Origin of the sequence: Azospirillum sp. TSH58, assembly GCF_003119115.1 — a bacterium.
Taxonomy (GTDB): domain Bacteria; phylum Pseudomonadota; class Alphaproteobacteria; order Azospirillales; family Azospirillaceae; genus Azospirillum.
Map to the genome: position 1 here is coordinate 1,931,468 of NZ_CP022364.1, position 18,310 is coordinate 1,949,777.

Below are 18,310 nucleotides of genomic sequence, written 5' to 3' on the forward strand. Positions count from 1 at the left end.
CGCCTTCCCGCGCCGGCTTACTGAAGCTTCTCCGCCGATCCCTTCAGCGCCTCGCCCAGCGGGATTTCGCCGCAGCCGGGCTTGAGCGGCTGCTGCTGGCTCTCGTGCGGCGACCAGCCGGCCAGATAGAGGATCTGGAAGGTCGCCTCGATGCGCCCGTCCGGCTCGGCGTAGCGCTCGGCGTAGCGGCGGGCGGCATCGAACAGCAGGGCGCGGGTGGCCGGCACCTTGCGGCGGGCCAGGACGGCGTTGGTCTCGCCCATGCCGCGCAGATCGCGCATCAGGCGGAAGGCGTCGCTGTAGGTGACGGTGATGACGTCGCTGTCCACCACCGGCAGGGCGAAGCCGGCGCGCTGCATCAACCCGCCGATGTCGCGGATCTCGGCGAAGGGCGACACGCGGGGCGACACGCCGCCGGCCACCTCCATCTCCGCCTCGTACAGGCAGCGGCGCAGCTCCAGCAGCGTTTCCCCGCCCAGCATGGCCGCGCAGAAGAAGCCGTCGGGCTTCAGCGCCTGCCGCACCTGGACCAGCGCGCCGGGCAGGTCGTTGACCCAGTGGAGGCTGAGGTTGCTGACCACGAGGTCGAAGGTCTCCGGCACGAAGGGCAGGAACTCCTCGTCGGCGGCGACCGCCAGCGGCCCGGCCCGCCGGGCGAAGCCGGGGGAGAGGTCGCAGGCGACCAGCGTTTCGACGCCCTTCCGCCCGCGCAGCGTCCGCCCCATCACCCCGTCATGGGCGCCGAGGTCGAGCACGGTGGGAAAGGGCCGGGCCACGTCCTCCAACCGGTCGACGAGGCGTTCGGCCACCTCTTCGAACAGGAAGGCGTGTTCGGCGAAGGCGGGGACGGCGCGGTCGCGGCGGCGGCGGACGAGCGCGCGGTCGAAGACGGTCATGCTGTCGGGCGTGGTCATGGCCGCAATATAACCAAGCCCCGGCGAGCTACAACCATCGGCGAAAGGGCCATCGGCGAAAGGGCGCCATCGTGCTATGGTCGGCCGCGAACCTGCGGGAGCTTGGCCATGGGCATCGAGGAAGCCATCGGCGCCACCTACGAGGCGCTGATCGTCATCATCAAGATCACCACCCCGGTCCTCGTCGTCACCACGGTGCTCGGCATGCTGCTGACCATCTTCCAGCAGGCGACCAACATCAACGAATCGACGCTGCAGCAGGACCTGAAGATCTTCGCGACGCTGGCGATCCTGTTCATCACCGGGCCGGCGATCTACATCGCGCTGCGCGACTACACCTTCGTGATCTTCGACCGCATCGCCGGTCTGAACTGACCTGAACTGAGGGGGGCGCGCCGCCATGGCCCTTGCGCAGCGGCTGGCGACCAAGGTTCTGGCGGGTGTCCTCGACACGCTGCTGCCGCCGCGCTGCCTGTGCTGCGGCGGGGCGGTGGACCGGCAGGGCGGGCTGTGCGCCACCTGCTGGAGCGGCCTGACCTTCATCGCGCCGCCCGCTTGCGCGTGTTGCGGCACGCCCTTCGACTTCGCGCTGGAGGGGGAGCCGCTGTGCGGCGCCTGCATCGCCGAGCCGCCGGTCTTCGCCCGCGCCCGCGCCGTCCTGGCCTATGACGACGGCAGCCGCCCGCTGGTGCTGGGCTTCAAGCACGGCGACCGCATCCACGCCGCCGGGGCCTACGGCGCGTGGCTGGCCCGCGCCGGGGCGGAGCTGCTGGCCGACGCCGACCTGCTGGCCCCGGTGCCGCTGCACCGCCTGCGGCTGTTCCGGCGCCGCTACAACCAGGCGGCCCTGCTGGCCCAGGCGGCGGGCCGGCAGGCCGGTCGCCCGGTGATTCCCGACCTGCTGGTCCGCCGCCGGTCCACCCCGTCGCAGGGCGGGCTCGACCGCTCGGGGCGGCGGCGGAACGTCAAGGGGGCCTTCGCGGTCCGGCCGGGGTTGGAGCCGCGGGTGGCGGGAAAGCGGATCGTGCTGGTGGACGACGTGCTGACCACCGGGGCCACCCTGTCGGAATGCGCGCGGGTGCTGCTGCGCGCCGGGGCGGAGCGGGTGGACGCGCTGACCCTGGCGCGCGTCGTCAAGACGTGAGCCGTGAGTGTGAGCCATGAAAACGTAACGGGTGACGCCGTGCGGCGGTTGATCTTATAACCGTTCAAAACAGCCAAGGAGCCCTCCGCATGGCCGACGTCGTCATCTACACCACGCCCTTCTGCCCCTACTGCTCGCGCGCCAAGCGTCTGCTCGACAGCAAGGGGGTGGCGTATGAGGAGATCGACCTCTACATGCATCCGGACCGCCGCGAGGAGATGGTGCAGCGGGCCGAGGGGCGCATGACCGTGCCGCAGGTCTTCATCGACGGAAAGCCCTACGGCGGCTCCGACGACATCCATGCGCTGGACCGCGCCGGCAAGCTCGACCCGATCCTGGGAATCGGGGGATGAGCGGCGTCCTGAAGGCCGCCTGCGTCCAGGTCAACGCGGGCACGGAAATCCTTCCGAACCTTCAGGCGGCGGGCGATCTGGTCCGCCGGGCGCGCGACGCCGGGGCGGATTTCATCGCCCTGCCCGAGAATGTCAGCATGATCGTCCAGGGCCGCGCCAAGGTGCTGGAGCGGGTGAGGACGGCCGACGAGCACCCGGCGATCCCCTTCTTCGCCGATCTGGCGCGGGAGACCGGGGCCTGGCTGCTCGCCGGGACGCTGGGCGTCCTGCTCGACGACGGGCGGGTGGCCAACCGCAGCTATCTGTTCGATGGGCAGGGGCGGGCCGTCGCCCATTACGACAAGCTCCACATGTTCGACGTGGACCTGAAGGGCGGGGAGAGCTACCGCGAATCCGCGACCTTCCGGCCCGGCGACCGCGCGGTCCTGGCCGCCACGCCCTGGGGCGGGGTCGGCATGACCGTCTGCTACGACCTGCGCTTCGCCTATCTCTACCGGGCGCTGGCCCAGGCCGGGGCGTCGATCCTGACGGTGCCGGCGGCCTTCACCGTGCCGACCGGGCGGGCGCACTGGCACACGCTGCTGCGCGCCCGCGCCATCGAGACGGGCTGCTTCGTCCTGGCCCCGGCCCAGACCGGCAGCCACGACCAGGGGCGGCTGACCTACGGCCATTCCCTGATCGTCGCCCCCTGGGGCGAGGTGCTGGCCGACGCGGAGGAGGCGGTGGGCTTCGTCCTGGCGGAGCTGGACATGGCCCGCGTCGAGGAGGCCCGCCGCATGGTGCCGGCCCTGACCCACGACCGGACCTTCACGCTGGAGCGGGCCGGCTTCTGACGGGGCGCTCCCGACCGGGCCGAAAGGGGTCAGAGCAGCGTGTGTTCGATCAGGATCTTGGTGCCGATGCCCAGCAGGGCGAGGCCGCCGAGGATTTCCGCCTTGCGGCCGAGCAGCGGGCCGGCCTTGCGCCCGATCAGCACGCCGCTGAAGGCCATGACCGCCGTCACCAGACCGATGACGACGCAGGCCTGGACGATGTTCACGTCGACCACCGCCAGGCTGACGCCGACGGCGCTGGCGTCGATGCTCGTCGCCAGCGCGGTGAGGACGAGCTGCATGGGGCCGAGCTGGCTTTTGCGCGCCGGCTGTTCCCCGGACTCCGGCGCGGACTCCGGCATCAGGCCCTGGCGGATCATGTTGCCGCCGACGAGGGCGAGCAGCCCGAAGGCGACCCAATGGTCGACGCTGGCGATCCAGGCGCTGACGGCGACGCCGACCATCCAGCCCAGGGCCGGGGTGATCGCTTCGAAGAAACCGAAATAGGCGCCGACGCGGAGCGCGTCGACCAGCCGCGCGCGCTCGCTCGCGGCGCCCTTGCCGATGGCGGCGGCGAAGGCGTCCACCGACAGGCTGAAGCCGAGAAGCAGAAGAGTGGTTGCGGTCAAACCGGGAATCCCTTGGGCCAAGACGGACCGACGGCGCGACGGTCCCATGGCCCTCCGGGACGTCGCGCCGTTGGTCTCACCAAGCCCGGCCTCGCCGGTGCCGTCTGCGCCACGGCCGCCCGGACCGAGTCTGTTGACGCAGGCTCCTCCGCCGCGCGGCGGAGGACGGTTACTCCCCAAAAACGCGGGCGGACCCTAGCGACGCCGTTTTCAAGCGTCAATTCATATGAACAGATGTTGAATTATTTGTAATCTTCCGCGCCGTCAGGCCGGCAGGGGGCGTGGCTCCGGGTCGCCGTCCAGGCCGCTTCCGGCCTCCAGGTCCTTGACCGCGCACAGCCGCTGCACCACCGCGGCCTTGGGCGAGGCGACCTCGCCATGCTCGTAGGCGACGACCTGGAGGCGATCGCGCGCGACCTCCAGAAGCTCGCCGTTGCGCAGCAGGAAGGCGGGGGAGGCCGGGCGGCCGAAGCGGGCGTTGCCCAGCGCGAAGGTCTCGTAGAGCAGGATGCCGCCCGGTTCCAGCGCGTCGAGGATGGCCGGGAACAGCGGGCGGTGCAGGTAGTTGGTCACCACGATCGCGGCGAAGCGGCGGTCGCGCAGCAGCGGCACGGCAACCCCGTTCTCCAGATCGGCCTCCACCAGTTCCACCCCCGCCGTCCCGGTCAGGTCGGCCACCCCGCGCAGGTCGCGGTCCAGCCCGGTCACCGGGTGGTTGCGCGCCTGGAACAGCCGCAGGTGCCGCCCCGACCCGCAGGCGAGGTCGAGGACCGGCCCGCCCGCCCGCACCAGCGGCGCGAAGCGCGCGACCCAGGGGGAGGGCGGGCTGATCGCGGCATGGGATGAGCCGACGGGGGATGAGCCGATAGGAGGCGATCCGGCGGAGGACGGGGTGGACAAGGGACGGATGCTCCCGTTCATGTCGTGACACATGTTTGACCGCGACGCCGGCGTCGTGCTGAACTGACGGCCGGTCACCGGCTGTATACCATCACCATCCGGTCTTCTCACCTTGGAGCTTCCGACGGGGACATGATCCTCTTCGTTCTGAAATGCACGGCCGACCACCGGTTCGAAGCCTGGTTCCGCAACGGCGACGCCTACGAGACGCAGGCCGCCGCCAAGGCCATCGCCTGCCCGGTCTGCGGCGACACGCACATCACCAAGGCCCCCATGGCCCCGCGCATCGCCAAGGGGGGCCGTGCCAGGGACGATGCACCTCGGGAGGACGGCGCGCCGGAGGCGGCGCCGGCGTCCGGCGGCGCGGCGGCTCCCGCCGCTCCCCCGGCGTCCGCGACGCCGTCCGTGCCGGCGGAACTGCGCGAGCGCTTCGCGGCGGAGGTCATGCGTCAATTGACGGACATTCGCCGCGCGGTTGAAACGAACTGCGATTACGTCGGGGATCGCTTCGCTGAGGAGGCCCGGCGCATCCATTATGGCGAAACCGATCCGCGCGGGATCTACGGCGAGGCCACCGACAAGGAAGCGGAGGAGTTGAAGGAGGAGGGTGTGACTTTTGGTCGCATACCTTGGCTTCCACGCACCAATTCTTAAGCCCACGCTTCACAATATTTCGTGCACCCCTTGCCCTTTCGCTGCCATGGGTTTGTGAACGAACCTCCGGAACAACGGCCACGGGCTGCGTCAAGCCGCTTTTTAGCGGTTGGCCTGCATCAAAGTTGTTGACGGGATAGTTCGTTACAAAGACCATATGGTCCGAGTGTCTAATATGACCTTGCAAAAATCGCTCGGCACTCGCGAGGGGACGCACTATGAAAGAAAACGCTCAGAGGATTCTCGCGAATCCCAAGTTTCAGGAGCTGGTGCAGAAACGTAGCGCATTCGCGTGGACGCTTTCGATCGCCATGCTCGTCATCTACTTCGGCTTCATCCTGCTGGTCGCCTTCGGCAAGGGGTTCCTGGGTACCCCGATCGGCAATGGCGTGACCACCTGGGGTATCCCCGTCGGCCTTTTCACCATCATCTCGGCATTCATCCTGACCGGCATCTACGTGCACCGGGCGAACGGCGAGTTCGATGAGCTGAACCGGCAGATCATGGAGGAGTCGAAGTGATGCGTTCGCTGGTCAATCGTGTGGGCGTCGCGGCCGTCGCGGCCGGCGCGCTCATCCCCGCGTCGGTGCACGCGGCGGCGGTCGAAGGCGCGGTTCAGAAGCAGGCGACGAACTTTTCGGCGATCGTCATGTTCCTGATCTTCGTGCTGGCCACGCTCGGCATCACCTACTGGGCGGCGCGCCGCACGAAGTCGGCGAAGGACTTCTACGCCGCCGGCGGCGGCATCACCGGCTTCCAGAACGGCCTCGCCATCGCCGGCGACTACATGTCGGCGGCGTCCTTCCTCGGCATCGCCGGCCTCGTCTACACGTCGGGCTTCGACGGCCTGATCTTCTCGGTGGGCTGGCTGGTCGGCTGGCCGATCATCCTGTTCCTGGTCGCCGAGCGGCTGCGCAACCTCGGCAAGTACACCTTCGCCGACGTGGCCTCCTACCGCTTCCAGCAGACCCCGATGCGCACGATGGCCGCCTGCGGCTCGCTCGCCACGGTGACCTTCTACCTGATCGCCCAGATGGTCGGCGCCGGCAAGCTGATCCAGCTGCTGTTCGGCCTCGACTACATGTGGGCGGTGGTGATCGTCGGCGTCCTCATGATCGCCTACGTGACCTTCGGCGGCATGCTCGCCACCACCTGGGTGCAGATCATCAAGGCCGTGCTGCTGCTCTCGGGCGCCTCCTTCATGGCCTTCGCGGTGCTCGCCAAGTTCGGCTTCAGCCCGGAGGCGATGTTCGCCACGGCCACGCAGGTCCACCCGAAGGCGACCGGCATCATGGCGCCGGGCGCCCTCATCAGCGACCCGGTCTCGGCGATCTCGCTGGGCATGGCGCTGATGTTCGGCACCGCCGGCCTGCCGCACATCCTGATGCGCTTCTTCACGGTGTCGGACGCCCGCGAAGCCCGCAAGTCTGTGTTCTACGCGACCGGCTTCATCGGCTACTTCTACATCCTGACCTTCATCATCGGCTTCGGCGCCATCGTGCTGCTGCTGGCCCCGGACGCCACCGGCGCCTATCCGTTCCTCGACGCGGCCAAGCTGGCGGCGGCGGGCGGCAAGCCCAACCCGGCGATGATCATCGGCGGCTCCAACATGGCGGCCATCCACACCGCGCACGCGGTGGGCGGCGACCTGTTCTTCGGCTTCATCTCGGCCGTCGCCTTCGCCACCATCCTCGCGGTGGTCGCGGGCCTGACGCTGGCCGGCGCCTCGGCCGTGTCGCACGATCTCTACGCCTCGGTGATCGCCAAGGGCCGCGCGTCGGAGCATGACGAGATCCGCGTGTCGAAGATCACCACGGTGGTCATCGGCATCGTCTCGATCTTCCTCGGCATCGCCTTCGAGAACCAGAACGTGGCCTTCATGGTCGGCCTCGCCTTCGTGATCGCGGCCTCGGCGAACTTCCCGGTTCTGCTGATGTCGATGTTCTGGGGCCGGATGACCACCCGCGGCGCCGTGCTGGGCGGCTGGATCGGCTTGGTGTCCTCGGTGACGCTGCTGATCCTGGGCCCGACCGTGTGGAAGTCGGTGCTGGGCAACCCGGCCGCCCTCTTCCCGTACGACAACCCGGGCGTCTTCACCATCCCGCTGTCGTTCCTGGCGATCTGGTTCTTCTCGATCACCGACAACAGCAAGGCCGCGCAGGACGAGCGCGAGGCCTACAAGGCCCAGTACATCCGGTCGCAGACCGGCCTGGGCGCCGAAGGGGCCTCTGCTCACTAATGCGAATGGTCGCACCCGCCTTCCGCAGATGAAGGGGCTGGTGTAATCTTCAAGGCGCCTCAAGACCGCGGTCTTGGGGCGCCTTTTTTATTCACCCCACCGGTTCGTGGAGCGGGTTTTGTCCGACGCCTTCGATTTTTCCGTTCCGCCCTTCGACCGCCTGACGCCGGAGCAGCGGCAGCGGCTCGCCGCGGCGCTCGACCTCGGCGTCTACGCGCGGGACGGGGTGATCCTGAGCCGGGACGAGCCGGCGGATTGCCTGTTCGTGGTGCGGCAGGGGCTGGTCCACGAACGCCGGGGCGGCGAGGTGGTGGCGGTGCACGGCGCCCATGACAGCTTCGACCTGCAGGCGCTGTTCTCCGACGGGCAGGCGCGCAGCTTCGTCGCGGCGGAGGACACGCTGTGCGATCTGGTGCCCCGTCCGATCCTTCTTGAACTGGCGCACGAGAACGCCGCCTTCGGCGCGGTGATCCAGCAGGGCTTCGCCGACCGGCTGAGCGCGCTGGCCAACGAGCGGTCCAACCGCGAAACCGCCGCCCTGACCATGGCGCGCATCCGGCAGGCCTATCTGCGCCCGCCGGTCTTCGTCGAGGCCGGGGCGTCCCTGCGCGACGCGGCGGCGGCGATGAAGCGGGAGCAGGCGAGCAGCGTGCTGGTCCGCGACGGCGATCCGAAGAGGGGAGGCCGCGTCGGCATCCTGACCGGCACCGACCTGCGCGACCTCGTGGTGCTGGAGGGGCGCCCGGTGGACAGCCCGGTCGGGCCGCTCGCCCGCTACGAGCTGCTGGCGCTGGACCGCGACGATCTGCTGTTCAACGCGCTGATCCTGATGACCAAGCATTCGGTGCGCCGTCTGGTCATCACCGAACAGGGCGAGGTCGTCGGCCTGCTGGAGCAGACCGACCTGCTGGCCGTCCTGTCCAACCATTCCCAGGTCGTCGCGCTCAAGGTCGACCGCGCCGCCACGCCGGAGGATCTGGGCCGGGCCAGCCAGGACATCGTCGGGCTGATCCGCACGCTGCACGGCACGGGCGTCAAGGTGTCCTTCATCGCCGACCTCGTGACCGAGCTGAACCGCAAGATCTTCCGCCGCCTGTTCGAGCTGCTGGCGCCGCCCGACCTGCTGGCCAACTCCTGCCTGATCGTGATGGGCAGCGAGGGGCGCGGCGAGCAGCTTCTCAAGACCGACCAGGACAACGGGCTGATCCTGCGCGACGGCTACGACTGCCCGTCGCTGTCCCAGGTGACCGACGCCTTCACCCGCCATCTGGTGGCGTTCGGCTACCCGCCCTGTCCGGGGCGCATCATGGTGTCCAACCCGGACTGGACGCGCCCGCTGGCGCTGTACAAGGACTCCCTCTTCCACTGGATTCACCGCCCCGACGAGGCGGCGCAGATGAACCTCGCCATCTTCTACGACGCGGCGGCGGTGGCCGGGGACGCCGCCCTGCTGGACGAGGCCAAGGGCTATCTGCTCGGCCGGTTGCAGGACAACCAGATGTTCTTCACCGCCTTCGCCCGCCCGGCGCTCGCCTTCGACACGCCGTCGGGCCTGTTCGGCGGCCTGTTCGAGCGGCGCCGCAGCGAGGCGGTGGACATCAAGAAGGCCGGCATCTTCCCCATCGTGCACGGCGTCCGCGCGCTGGCGCTGGAAAAGCACATGGCGGAGACCAACACGACCGAGCGCATCTGGGCGCTCGCCGACAAGGGCGTTCTCGACCGCGGCATGGCGGGCGAATTGGCCGACGCCTTTACCTTCCTGTCCACGCTGCGGCTGAAGGCCGGGCTGGACGGCAGCGTGTCCGGCACCCAGACCGACAACCTCGTCCGCACGGAGTCCCTGGGCAAGCTCGACCGCGACCAGTTCAAGGACTGTCTGGCGCTGGTGAAGAAGTTCAAGGAACTGCTCGCCTACCACTTCCACCTGAACCACTGACCCTGAACCACTGACCCGCCGGGACCGCGGGGAGAGGAGGCGGCATGCCGACCGAGACCATTGCCAGCGTGGTGGCCAACGGGGCGGTGGCCGCACCCGTCGCCGACACCGTCGGCCCCCGCGCCGAGCATCCCGACCGCGCCCTGCTGCTGTCGGGGGCGGAGAGCGGGGAGCGGGTGGCGATCCATTGCGAGGCCACCTCCTTCGACGCGGCCACGGCGGATCTGCGCAGCGTCGCCGCTCTGCGCATCCGCGGCGGCCGCGTCCTGACCAGCCAGCGCCTGATCCTCTCCTTCTGGCCCACCGAACCGGCGGAACCCGCGCTGTCCCGCCTGCTGGCCTTCATCGGCAACCGGCCGCTGGTCGGCTACTACCTGGATTTCACCGTGGGGCTTCTCGACCGGCTGGTGCAGCCGATGGTGGGCATGGCCCTGCCGAACCAGCGCATCGAGGTGTCCAGCCTCTATTACGGCCGCAAGGCCAAGGCGCCCGGCAAATACGCGGTCGATCTGCGGCTGGACAGCATCCTGCGCGACCTCGACCTGCCGCCGCGCGCCGGGGAGGATGCCTACGCCAGCGCGCTCGCCGCCGCCATGGTCTATCTGCGTCTGGAGCCGCCGCAGCCCTGACGCTTCATCAAGCCGCCTTCGTCTGGGCCTTGGCGAGGGTCGGCACCGACACGATGAAGCGGGTGCCCGGCCCGCCGTCCGGCTGGCGGTCGATGGTCACCTGCGCGCCGGCCTGCTGGGCCAGCGCCCGGACCAGAACCAGCCCCAGCCCGCTCTGGCGCTTGTCGTTCGCGCGGTTCTGGGAGGCGGACGGATCGGGCGGCAGGCCGGTGCCATCGTCGCGCACCACCATCCGCATGCCTTCACCGCCCTCCGGTAAAAGCTCCACCGTCACCGTGCCGGGATGGCCGGGTGGGAAGGCGTGGAGCAGCGCGTTGGACACCAGCTCGCTGGCGATCAGGGCGAGCGGGGTGGCCTGATCCACGTCCAGGCTCCAGGGCTGGGGGGCGTTCACCGTCAGCCGCGCCCCGGTCGGGTTGGTCGAGCGGACCAGCCCGTCGCAGAGCTGGCGCAGGTAATCGGCGAAGTCGATGCGCGCCGGCTGGTCGGAGCGGTAGAGCAGCTCCTGCATCAGGCTCATGCATTGGATGCGGCGCAGGCTCTCGTCGAAGGCGCGGCGGGCCGGCTCGTCGATGCGAGCGGCCTGAAGGCGCAGCAGGCTGCAGATGACCTGAAGGTTGTTCTTCACCCGGTGCTGGACCTCCTTCAGCAGGATCTCCTTGTCGGTCACCGCCGTTTCCAGCTGGGCGTTGGTCCGCTCCAGCTCCGCCGTGCGCTGGTGAACCCGCTCCTCCAGCGTGTCGTAGGCGTGCTGGAGCGCGCTTTCCGCCTGCCGCTCCCGCCGGGCGCGCTGCAGGGCCATCCCGCCGATCACCGACACCGCGGCCAGCGCGGACAGCGCGTAGGAGATGTAGGTCCAGAGCTGCCCGTGCCAGCGCCCCATGACGCTGCTCACCGGAATGGCCACCTCGGCGGTCAGCGGCAGGCTGTCCACCCGGCGCAGCGCGGTGATCTCCGGCTCCCCGGCGGCCTCCGCCGCGGCGCTGTCGGTGGCGTCCGGCCCCTGGGTTTCGTGCAGCAGCACCGTGCCGTCGACCCGGCGCAGGGTGATGGAGCGGGCGTAGTCGAAGTCGAAGCTTTTGTAGATGTCGCGGACGTAGCGCGGTGAGACGGCGACCAGGGCCATGCCGCGGAATTGCCCCGGTGCTGCGGCCAGCGGGCGCGAGAGCAGGATCAGCGGCTCCTGGCTGTAGCGGCTGCTGTCCAGCGCGGTGATGAAGAGCTGGCCGCCCGCCGCGCTGCCGCCCGTCCGCTGGGCCGCGAAGTAATCGCGGTCGGCGACGTTCATCGCCGGGGTGGGAAAGCGGCGGGTGGTCAGGACGGCGTTCCCTTCGGCGTCGAACAGCCAGATCGACACCAGATAGGGCGTGCCGCGCACCAGCGCCGCGTAGCGCTCCCAGCCCGCCCGGTCGCCGGGCAGCGGAGCGTCCGCCGGCCCGGCGAGCTGGACCGCCTGCTTCAGGATCAGGTCGCTGGTCTCCACCAGCCGGGCCGCGTGCTCCGCGACCAGCAGGCTGGCGTTGCCGGCGGTGTCCTGGGCGTGCTGCAGGGCCGCCGCCCGGTCGCGCAGCGCGAAGCTGGCCGACAGGCCGAGCGTCAGCAGCAGCGCCACCGCGCAGACCATCAGCACCAGCGCCGATCCCGGCATCCGGTAGAGCAGTGGGGAACCTTTGGATCGCAGGGCACGAAGGGGCATGGGGACGGTGCTTCGGGGCATGGAAGGTGGTGGCATTCGTGGCGGACCAACACTTTTTTGCAGGCTCCTGTTCCCTGGGTACGCCCGTTGAACCGCGCCGCGCCACCCCCTATTGTCGCGCCGGGCCGAAAGGCCGAAGCGGCATCGAGCGCGGGGAGTATGGCGTATGAGGATCGACGGCACGGCCTACCGCACCATCTGGCTGGCGAAGGACGGCTGGGCGGTGGAGATCATCGACCAGACGCGGATGCCGCATGATTTCGCCGTCGCGCGGCTGACAAGCCTCGAGGAGGCCGCCCACGCCATCCGCGCCATGCTGGTGCGCGGGGCGCCGCTGATCGGGGCGACCGCCGCCTACGGAGTCGCGCTGGCCATGCGGGCCGACCCGTCCGACGCGGCGCTGGAGGAAGCCCATGCGCGGCTGCTCGCCACCCGCCCGACCGCGGTCAACCTGCGCTGGGCGCTGGATCGGATGCGCGCCCGTCTGGCGCCGCTGCCGCCCGCCGCCCGTACCGAGGCCGCCTACGCCGAGGCCGCCGCGGTCTGCGACGAGGACGTCGCGATCAACCGCGCCATCGGCGAGCATGGCGCCGCCCTGATCCGCGAGGCCGCCCGCCGCAAGGCCCCGGGCGAGCCGGTGAACGTGCTGACCCACTGCAACGCTGGCTGGCTCGCCACCGTCGATTGGGGCACGGCGCTCGCCCCGGTCTATGTCGCCTTCGAGGAGGGCATCCGCCTGCATGTCTGGGTGGACGAGACGCGTCCGCGCAACCAGGGCGCCAGCCTGACCGCCTGGGAGCTGAACCGCCACGGCGTGCCCCACACGGTGGTGGTGGACAACACCGGCGGCCACCTGATGCAGCACGGCATGGTCGACCTGTGCATCGTCGGCACCGACCGCACCACGGCGACCGGCGACGTCTGCAACAAGATCGGCACCTATCTGAAGGCGCTGGCCGCCCACGACAACGGCGTGCCCTTCTACGTCGCGCTGCCCTCGCCGACCATCGACTGGGGCATGGCCGACGGGGTGAGGGAAATACCCATCGAGGAGCGCGACGCCCGCGAGGTGACCGAGCTGACCGGCATCACCGCCGATGGGCGGATCGAGACCATCCGCGTCACCCCGGCCGGCAGCCCGGCGGTCAATTACGGCTTCGACGTGACCCCGGCCCGTCTGGTGACCGGTCTGGTGACCGAGCGCGGCGTCTGCCCGGCGAGCCGGGAGGGGCTGCTGGGGCTGTTCCCCGAGCGGGGCGGCGCGCCGCGCTGACGCCCTCCGTCTCCGAACAGCGGCTTACGCCGCGGCGACGACGAGCAGGGCGACGGTGAGCGCCACCGCGTCCTCGATCAGCGCCGCCGGCCGGTCGCGGCCGAAGGCGGCGGCCATGCGCCGGCGCGCCTCATAGCCGAGGAGCGTGCCGGCGACCGCGCCCAGCCCGCCGGCGATCAGGCCGGGAACCCACGCGCCCGCGTTCGCGCCGATGGCCGCCCCCGCGATGGCGCCGCCGGCGATGCGGCTGGCGAAGGGGAAGGGGAGTTTGCGGCTGGGGGTGCTCGGCAGCTTGTCGGTGATCAGCTCCCCCACCGCCATAACGGTGAAGACCCAGGGCGAGACCGGGTGGCCGAGGAAGAACAGCCAGCTTCCCGACAGGTCGAGCCAGCCGCCATAGGCGGCCCAGGAGACGGCCGCCGGTGCGAGAAGAGTGCGCGAACCGGCGACGGCGCCGATCAGGACGGCGAGAATCAGGGCAGTCGTCACATTGCTCTCCGCGTCAATCGGTCCGGCGGTCGCGCAGGGCCTGGATCAGGGTCCGGACCGCCCCGGCGCGGGCGCCGGGACCGCCGTGGAGCAGGCGGAGCGCCGCCAGCATCAGCGCCGCGTCGCCGTCGCGCGGCGGGTCGGTGTGGGGAAGCCGCCGGCCGCGCCGCACCGAGACGGTCTTCACCCGCGTCATCTCCAGAAGCCCCTCGGCCCCGCGGGTGACCCCCCAGCCGCTGGCGCGGCGCCCGCCGAAGGGCAGACGGGGGTCGGCGGTCGGCACGATCAGGTCGTTGACCGTCACCGTTCCGGCGTCCAGCCGCCCGGCCAGCGCGCGCGCCTCCTCCTCCGGCCCGAAGACCGAGGCGCCGAGCGCGTAGGGGCTGTCGGCCGCGGCCTCCAGCGCCTCCCCGACATCGCGAACGGGCACCAGCGACAGGATGGGGGCGAACAGCTCCTCGCGCAGCAGCGCCATGCCCGGCCGCGCGTCGGCCAGGACCAGCGGCGCCATCGCCGGGTCGGAGTCCTCGGGCAGAGGGCCGAGCGGGCGGGCGCCCTCCGCCATCGCCGCGCGGACCAGCCCGACCAGCCGGCGCCGCACCGGCAGGGGCACCGCCGCCGGCGGGATCGCCGCCACGCTGCGCGTCAAGGACTCCTCCAACTCGGCTGCCAGGGCGCGCGGCACGAAGACCCGGCGCGGCGCGATGCAGGTGGCGGAGCCGTTGAGGCGCAGGCCGAAGGCCAGCGCGCGGGCGACCGCGTCGAGATCGGCGCCCGGCAGGACGAACACCGGGTCGTTGCCCGACAGCTCCATGGTGGAGGGCACCAGCGAATCGGCGAGCTGGCGGGCCACCGCCCGGCCGGTGCCGGCCGATCCGGTCAGCACCAGCTTGTCGATGCCGGCGGTGATCGCGTCGGACACCGCGTCGGGGGACTCGTCGAGCAGTTGGAACAGGCCGTCCGGCAGACCCGCCTCGGCCAGCCAGTCCGCCAGCCGCTCCATCGGCGCGGAGCAGCCGGGCGCCGGCTTGACCAGCACGGCGTTCCCGGCGGTCAGCGCCTGAAGCGCCTGCACCCCCGGCAGCAGCAGCGGGTAATTGGACGGGCCGACGATCAGGATGGTGCCGAACGGCTCCCGCCGCACCTCCGCCGCGACCCCGAACAGCCAGACCGGACGGCCGCGCGCCCCCAGGCGCCGCGGCGCCAGCAGCGCGGCGGCCTCGCGCTCCAGGAAGCGGCAGGCTTCGGCGAGCGGCAGGATCTCCGCGCTCAGGCTCTCGGCCGCGCTGCGTCCGGGGCGGGGCGCCAGCGTTCGCACAAGGTCTTCGGCATCCGCCGCGATGCGGCGGCGGATTTTGCGGATGATGGACAGTCTTTCGGCTGTATTGCCGCCGGCCCACGCCGCCCGCGCAGACGAAAATGGATCGATGGTCCCGCTTGTCCAAGGGGTTACACCTGGAGAGGTGGTATTGTGGCTGTGATCCATTTCCGGTCCATGTTCGTAACTGCCTTCACACAAGTCGGCAGCTCGGGAGCGTTTGACAAGCGGATGGAACGGCAAGTCGTGATCATTGGCGCTGGGCCGGGTGGATTGGCATCCGCGATGCTTCTGGCGCTCACCGGGGCGAAGGTCACCGTGCTGGAACGGCAGGACCGCATCGGCGGCCGGTCGGCCGGCTTCGCGCTCGACGGGTACCGCTTCGACAGCGGGCCGACCTTCTTCCTCTACCCCCGCATCCTGGAGGAGATCTTCGAGGCCTGCGGGCGCCGCCTGTCGGACGAGGTCGATCTGATCCGCCTCGACCCGCTCTACCGGCTGGTCTTCGAGGCCGGTGGGGAACTGCGGGTCCACGGCGAGATGAAGGCGCTGATGGCGGAGATCGCGCGCCTCAACCCGCGCGACGCCCAGGGACTGCCGCGGTTCCTGGCCGACAACCGGGCGAAGATGGAGCTGTTCCGCCCGATCCTGGAGACCGACTTCTCCAGCCCCTGGGCGCTGGCGTCGCTGCCGATGCTGAAGGCGCTGGGACGGCTCGCGCCGCAGCGTTCGGTCGATCGCGACCTGTCCCGTTACTTCCAGGACCCGCGCGTCCGCCTCGCCTTTTCCTTCCAGAGCAAGTATCTGGGCATGTCGCCCTTCCGCTGCCCCAGCCTGTTCACCATCCTCTCCTTCCTGGAGCACGAGCACGGCGTCTTCCACCCGCGCGGCGGCACCGAATCGGTGATGGAGGCGATGCGCCGGGTGGCCGAGAGCCTCGGCGTCACCGTGCGGCTGAACGAGACGGTGCGCCACATCCGCTTCCAGGGCCGCCGCGCCGTCGGGGTGCGGACGGAGGCCGGCGAGTATCCGGCCGACGCGCTGGTCATCAACGCCGACTTCGCCCGCGCGATGACGACGCTGGTGCCCGACGACCTGCGCCGCCGCTGGAGCGACGCCCGCATCGCCACCAAGAAATTCTCCTGCTCCACCTTCATGCTCTATCTGGGGATCGAGGGGCGGATGGAGGGGCTGGACCACCACACCGTCTATCTGGCGGAGGATTACGCCCGCAACCTCGCCGAGATCGAGGACGGTCGCGAGATGCCGCGCCGCCCGTCGATCTACGTGCAGAACGCCTGCGTGAGCGACCCGGACCTCGCCCCGCCCGGCGGCAGCACGCTCTACATCCTGGTGCCGGTCGGCCACCAGCGCGGCCACATCGACTGGGCGGCCGAGGCGCCGCGCTACCGCCGTCTCGTGCTCGACCGGCTGGCCGGCTTCGGCCTGAGCGATCTGGAGCGCCGCATCCGGGTGGAGCGGGTGGTGACTCCGGCCGACTGGGACCGCCATTTCGCGGTGCACCGCGGCGCCACCTTCAATCTGGCGCACAGCCTGGACCAGATGCTCCACCTGCGTCCGCACAACCGGTTCGAGGATCTGGACGGCGTCTATCTGGTGGGCGGCGGCACCCACCCCGGCAGCGGCCTGCCGGTGATCTTCGAAGGCGCGCGCATCACGTCGCGGCTGCTGGCCTCGGAGCTGGGCCTGCCGACGCCCTGGCGCAGCGAAACCATGGGACTGTCCGGCCTGCCCAAGCGGGCCGTAGCGGGGGGACTGGCATGACGGATCGGATCGCGGTGATCGGCGGCGGCCTGGGCGGGCTGGCGTCGGCGGTGGTGCTGGCGGCGCGCGGCCACAAGGTGGTGCTTCTGGAGAAGAACGGCTGGGTCGGCGGCAAGGCGGCGGTGCTGGAGGAGGGCGGCTTCCGCTTCGACATGGGGCCGACCATCCTGACGGTGCCGCGCGTCCTGCGCCGCATCCTGGCGGAGGCCGGCTGCGACCTCGACCGCGAGCTGGAGCTGGTCCGGCTGGAGCCGCAATGGCGCTGCTTCTTCGACGACGGCACCGTGCTGGACCTGTCGGAGAACATCGGCGCGATGGCCGCGGAACTCGACCGGCTGACCCCCGGCCGGGGCGCCGGGGAGGGCTACCGCCGCTTCCAGGCGCTGTCGGAGCGTCTGCACGGCATCTCCGAACGCTTCTTCTTCTGGAAGTCGGTGGAGGATCTGGGCGACACGCTGAAGTTCCGCGACAGCATGAACACCAGCACCTTGTCCGACGTGCTGGCCCTGCGCATGGGCAGCACGGTGGCCGGCACCATCCGCAGCCACGTCCCCGACGCCCGCGCCGCCCAGATGCTCGACCATTTCACGCAGTATGTCGGGTCCTCCCCCTACGGCTCCCCGGCGGTGCTCTGCGCCATCGCGCACATGCAGACCAACGACGGCGTCTGGTACCCGATGGGCGGCACCCGCGCCGTTCCGGTGGCGCTGGAGCGGGTGGCCCGGCGCCTCGGCGTCGAGATCCGCACCGGCACCGGCGTGCGCCGGCTGGAGGTGACGGACAAGCGCGTCACCGCCGTCGAGACCGAGGGCGGGGAGCGCATTCCGGTGTCGGCGGTGGTCTCCAACATGGATTCCGTCCGCACCTACGAGGAGCTGGTGGGCGGCGCCCCGGCCAAGCGCTTCCGCAAGCGACGCCGTTACGAGCCGGCCTGCTCGGGCGTGGTCTTCTATCTCGGGCTCGACCGCGGCTACGACCACCTGCTGCACCACGACTTCGTCTTCTCCCGCGACCCGGCGGAGGAGTTCGACTGGATCTACCGCCGCGGCGAGCCGGCGCCCGACCCGACCTGCTACATCGCCGCGCCCGCCCGGACCGAGCCCGGCGTCGCGCCGCCGGGGGGCGAGGCGCTCTATGTGCTGGTCCACACCCCCTACCTGCGGCCGCACCACGACTGGTCGCGGATGCTGCCGGACTACCGCCGCGTGGTCTTCGACAAGCTGAAGCGCACCGCCGGCATGAGCGACCTGGAGGACCGCATCCGGGTCGAGCGCGTTCTGACCCCGCAGGACATCCACGACCGCTACCGCGTGCTGAACGGGGCCATCTACGGGCTGGCCAGCCATGGCCGCTTCATGGGCGCCTTCAAGCCGGGCAACCGCTCCCGCGACGTCGCGGGGCTGTATCTGGCCGGCGGGGCCGCCCATCCGGGGCCGGGCATGCCGATGGTGCTGATGTCGGGCTGGATCGCCGCCGACAGCCTGGACCAGGACCTCCGGAGCGGGGCGCGCGACAACGACCTGCGCGCCGTCGCCTGAG

18 protein-coding genes are annotated in these 18,310 nt (G+C 70.6%); 12 read left to right on the forward strand and 6 right to left on the reverse strand.

Annotation, left to right across the window (positions count from 1 at the left end):
• Positions 1 to 17 precede the first annotated feature (17 nt).
• On the reverse strand, positions 18 to 914 hold the full coding sequence (locus TSH58p_RS12635) for a methyltransferase domain-containing protein (protein ID WP_109070651.1): 897 nt from the start codon (positions 912 to 914) through the stop codon (positions 18 to 20).
• Positions 915 to 1,022: 108 nt separating this feature from the next.
• Here TSH58p_RS12635 and TSH58p_RS12640 point away from each other — a divergent pair, with 108 nt between their 5' ends.
• The 4 genes from TSH58p_RS12640 (at position 1,023) to TSH58p_RS12655 (ending at position 3,244) form a co-directional block, all read left to right on the forward strand.
• Positions 1,023 to 1,289 (forward strand): flagellar biosynthetic protein FliQ, encoded by a 267-nt coding sequence (locus tag TSH58p_RS12640; RefSeq protein ID WP_035669536.1) that lies wholly within the window; start codon positions 1,023 to 1,025, stop codon positions 1,287 to 1,289.
• Between the two features lie 25 nt (positions 1,290 to 1,314).
• Positions 1,315 to 2,058 carry a ComF family protein gene (locus tag TSH58p_RS12645; RefSeq protein WP_109070652.1) on the forward strand — a complete coding sequence of 248 codons (744 nt, stop codon included), beginning with the start codon at positions 1,315 to 1,317 and terminating at the stop codon, positions 2,056 to 2,058.
• An 89-nt stretch (positions 2,059 to 2,147) separates the two neighbouring features.
• A complete protein-coding gene (grxC, locus tag TSH58p_RS12650; RefSeq protein WP_109070653.1) occupies positions 2,148 to 2,411 on the forward strand; it encodes a glutaredoxin 3 in 264 nt (87 codons plus the stop codon).
• Complete coding sequence (locus TSH58p_RS12655) at positions 2,408 to 3,244, forward strand: carbon-nitrogen hydrolase family protein (protein ID WP_109070654.1); 837 nt, start codon at positions 2,408 to 2,410, stop codon at positions 3,242 to 3,244. Before grxC ends, TSH58p_RS12655 begins: the two co-directional genes overlap by 4 nt.
• Before the next feature lie 29 nt (positions 3,245 to 3,273).
• Here the strand turns inward: TSH58p_RS12655 and TSH58p_RS12660 are convergent, their stop codons facing one another.
• Both TSH58p_RS12660 and TSH58p_RS12665 read right to left on the reverse strand, forming a co-directional pair.
• Positions 3,274 to 3,852 (reverse strand): manganese efflux pump MntP family protein, encoded by a 579-nt coding sequence (locus tag TSH58p_RS12660; protein WP_162600038.1) that lies wholly within the window; start codon positions 3,850 to 3,852, stop codon positions 3,274 to 3,276.
• 264 nt (positions 3,853 to 4,116) lie between these two features.
• A complete protein-coding gene (locus tag TSH58p_RS12665) occupies positions 4,117 to 4,773 on the reverse strand; it encodes a bifunctional 2-polyprenyl-6-hydroxyphenol methylase/3-demethylubiquinol 3-O-methyltransferase UbiG (protein WP_109070656.1) in 657 nt (218 codons plus the stop codon).
• 111 nt (positions 4,774 to 4,884) lie between these two features.
• Between TSH58p_RS12665 and TSH58p_RS12670 the strand changes: the two genes are divergently transcribed.
• The 5 genes from TSH58p_RS12670 to TSH58p_RS12690 all read left to right on the forward strand — a co-directional run bounded on the left by TSH58p_RS12670 (position 4,885) and on the right by TSH58p_RS12690 (position 10,210).
• Positions 4,885 to 5,406, forward strand: a complete 522-nt coding sequence (locus TSH58p_RS12670) for a DUF1178 family protein (RefSeq protein ID WP_109070657.1) — start codon at positions 4,885 to 4,887, stop codon at positions 5,404 to 5,406.
• Between the two features lie 218 nt (positions 5,407 to 5,624).
• The gene (locus tag TSH58p_RS12675; RefSeq protein ID WP_109070658.1) at positions 5,625 to 5,927 is read left to right on the forward strand and encodes a DUF485 domain-containing protein; all 303 of its coding nucleotides are present in this window, start codon (positions 5,625 to 5,627) and stop codon (positions 5,925 to 5,927) included.
• Positions 5,927 to 7,645 carry a cation acetate symporter gene (locus TSH58p_RS12680; RefSeq protein WP_109070659.1) on the forward strand — a complete coding sequence of 573 codons (1,719 nt, stop codon included), beginning with the start codon at positions 5,927 to 5,929 and terminating at the stop codon, positions 7,643 to 7,645. The genes TSH58p_RS12675 and TSH58p_RS12680 overlap by 1 nt, the downstream gene beginning before the upstream one ends.
• A gap of 118 nt (positions 7,646 to 7,763) precedes the next feature.
• Positions 7,764 to 9,581: a putative nucleotidyltransferase substrate binding domain-containing protein gene (locus TSH58p_RS12685; protein WP_247874093.1), complete on the forward strand. Its 1,818-nt coding sequence runs from the start codon at positions 7,764 to 7,766 to the stop codon at positions 9,579 to 9,581.
• 44 nt (positions 9,582 to 9,625) lie between these two features.
• Entirely contained in the window at positions 9,626 to 10,210 is a 585-nt protein-coding gene (locus tag TSH58p_RS12690; RefSeq protein ID WP_247874094.1) for a DNA polymerase III, read from the forward strand.
• A 7-nt stretch (positions 10,211 to 10,217) separates the two neighbouring features.
• Here TSH58p_RS12690 and TSH58p_RS12695 read toward each other — a convergent pair whose 3' ends face one another.
• Positions 10,218 to 11,906, reverse strand: a complete 1,689-nt coding sequence (locus TSH58p_RS12695) for a sensor histidine kinase (protein ID WP_109070660.1) — start codon at positions 11,904 to 11,906, stop codon at positions 10,218 to 10,220.
• Positions 11,907 to 12,072: 166 nt separating this feature from the next.
• Between TSH58p_RS12695 and mtnA the strand changes: the two genes are divergently transcribed.
• A complete protein-coding gene (mtnA, locus tag TSH58p_RS12700) occupies positions 12,073 to 13,179 on the forward strand; it encodes an S-methyl-5-thioribose-1-phosphate isomerase (RefSeq protein ID WP_109070661.1) in 1,107 nt (368 codons plus the stop codon).
• 24 nt (positions 13,180 to 13,203) lie between these two features.
• Here the strand turns inward: mtnA and TSH58p_RS12705 are convergent, their stop codons facing one another.
• Positions 13,204 to 13,668 carry a DUF4126 domain-containing protein gene (locus TSH58p_RS12705; RefSeq protein WP_109070662.1) on the reverse strand — a complete coding sequence of 155 codons (465 nt, stop codon included), beginning with the start codon at positions 13,666 to 13,668 and terminating at the stop codon, positions 13,204 to 13,206.
• 13 nt (positions 13,669 to 13,681) lie between these two features.
• A complete protein-coding gene (locus tag TSH58p_RS12710; RefSeq protein WP_109070663.1) occupies positions 13,682 to 15,154 on the reverse strand; it encodes an aldehyde dehydrogenase in 1,473 nt (490 codons plus the stop codon).
• Between the two features lie 63 nt (positions 15,155 to 15,217).
• On the opposite strand from TSH58p_RS12710, the gene crtI reads away from it, so the two are divergent.
• Complete coding sequence (gene crtI, locus TSH58p_RS12715; RefSeq protein ID WP_109070664.1) at positions 15,218 to 16,771, forward strand: phytoene desaturase family protein; 1,554 nt, start codon at positions 15,218 to 15,220, stop codon at positions 16,769 to 16,771.
• A complete protein-coding gene (locus TSH58p_RS12720; protein ID WP_109070665.1) occupies positions 16,768 to 18,309 on the forward strand; it encodes an NAD(P)/FAD-dependent oxidoreductase in 1,542 nt (513 codons plus the stop codon). Before crtI ends, TSH58p_RS12720 begins: the two co-directional genes overlap by 4 nt.
• The last annotated feature ends 1 nt before the right edge of the window (position 18,310 follow it).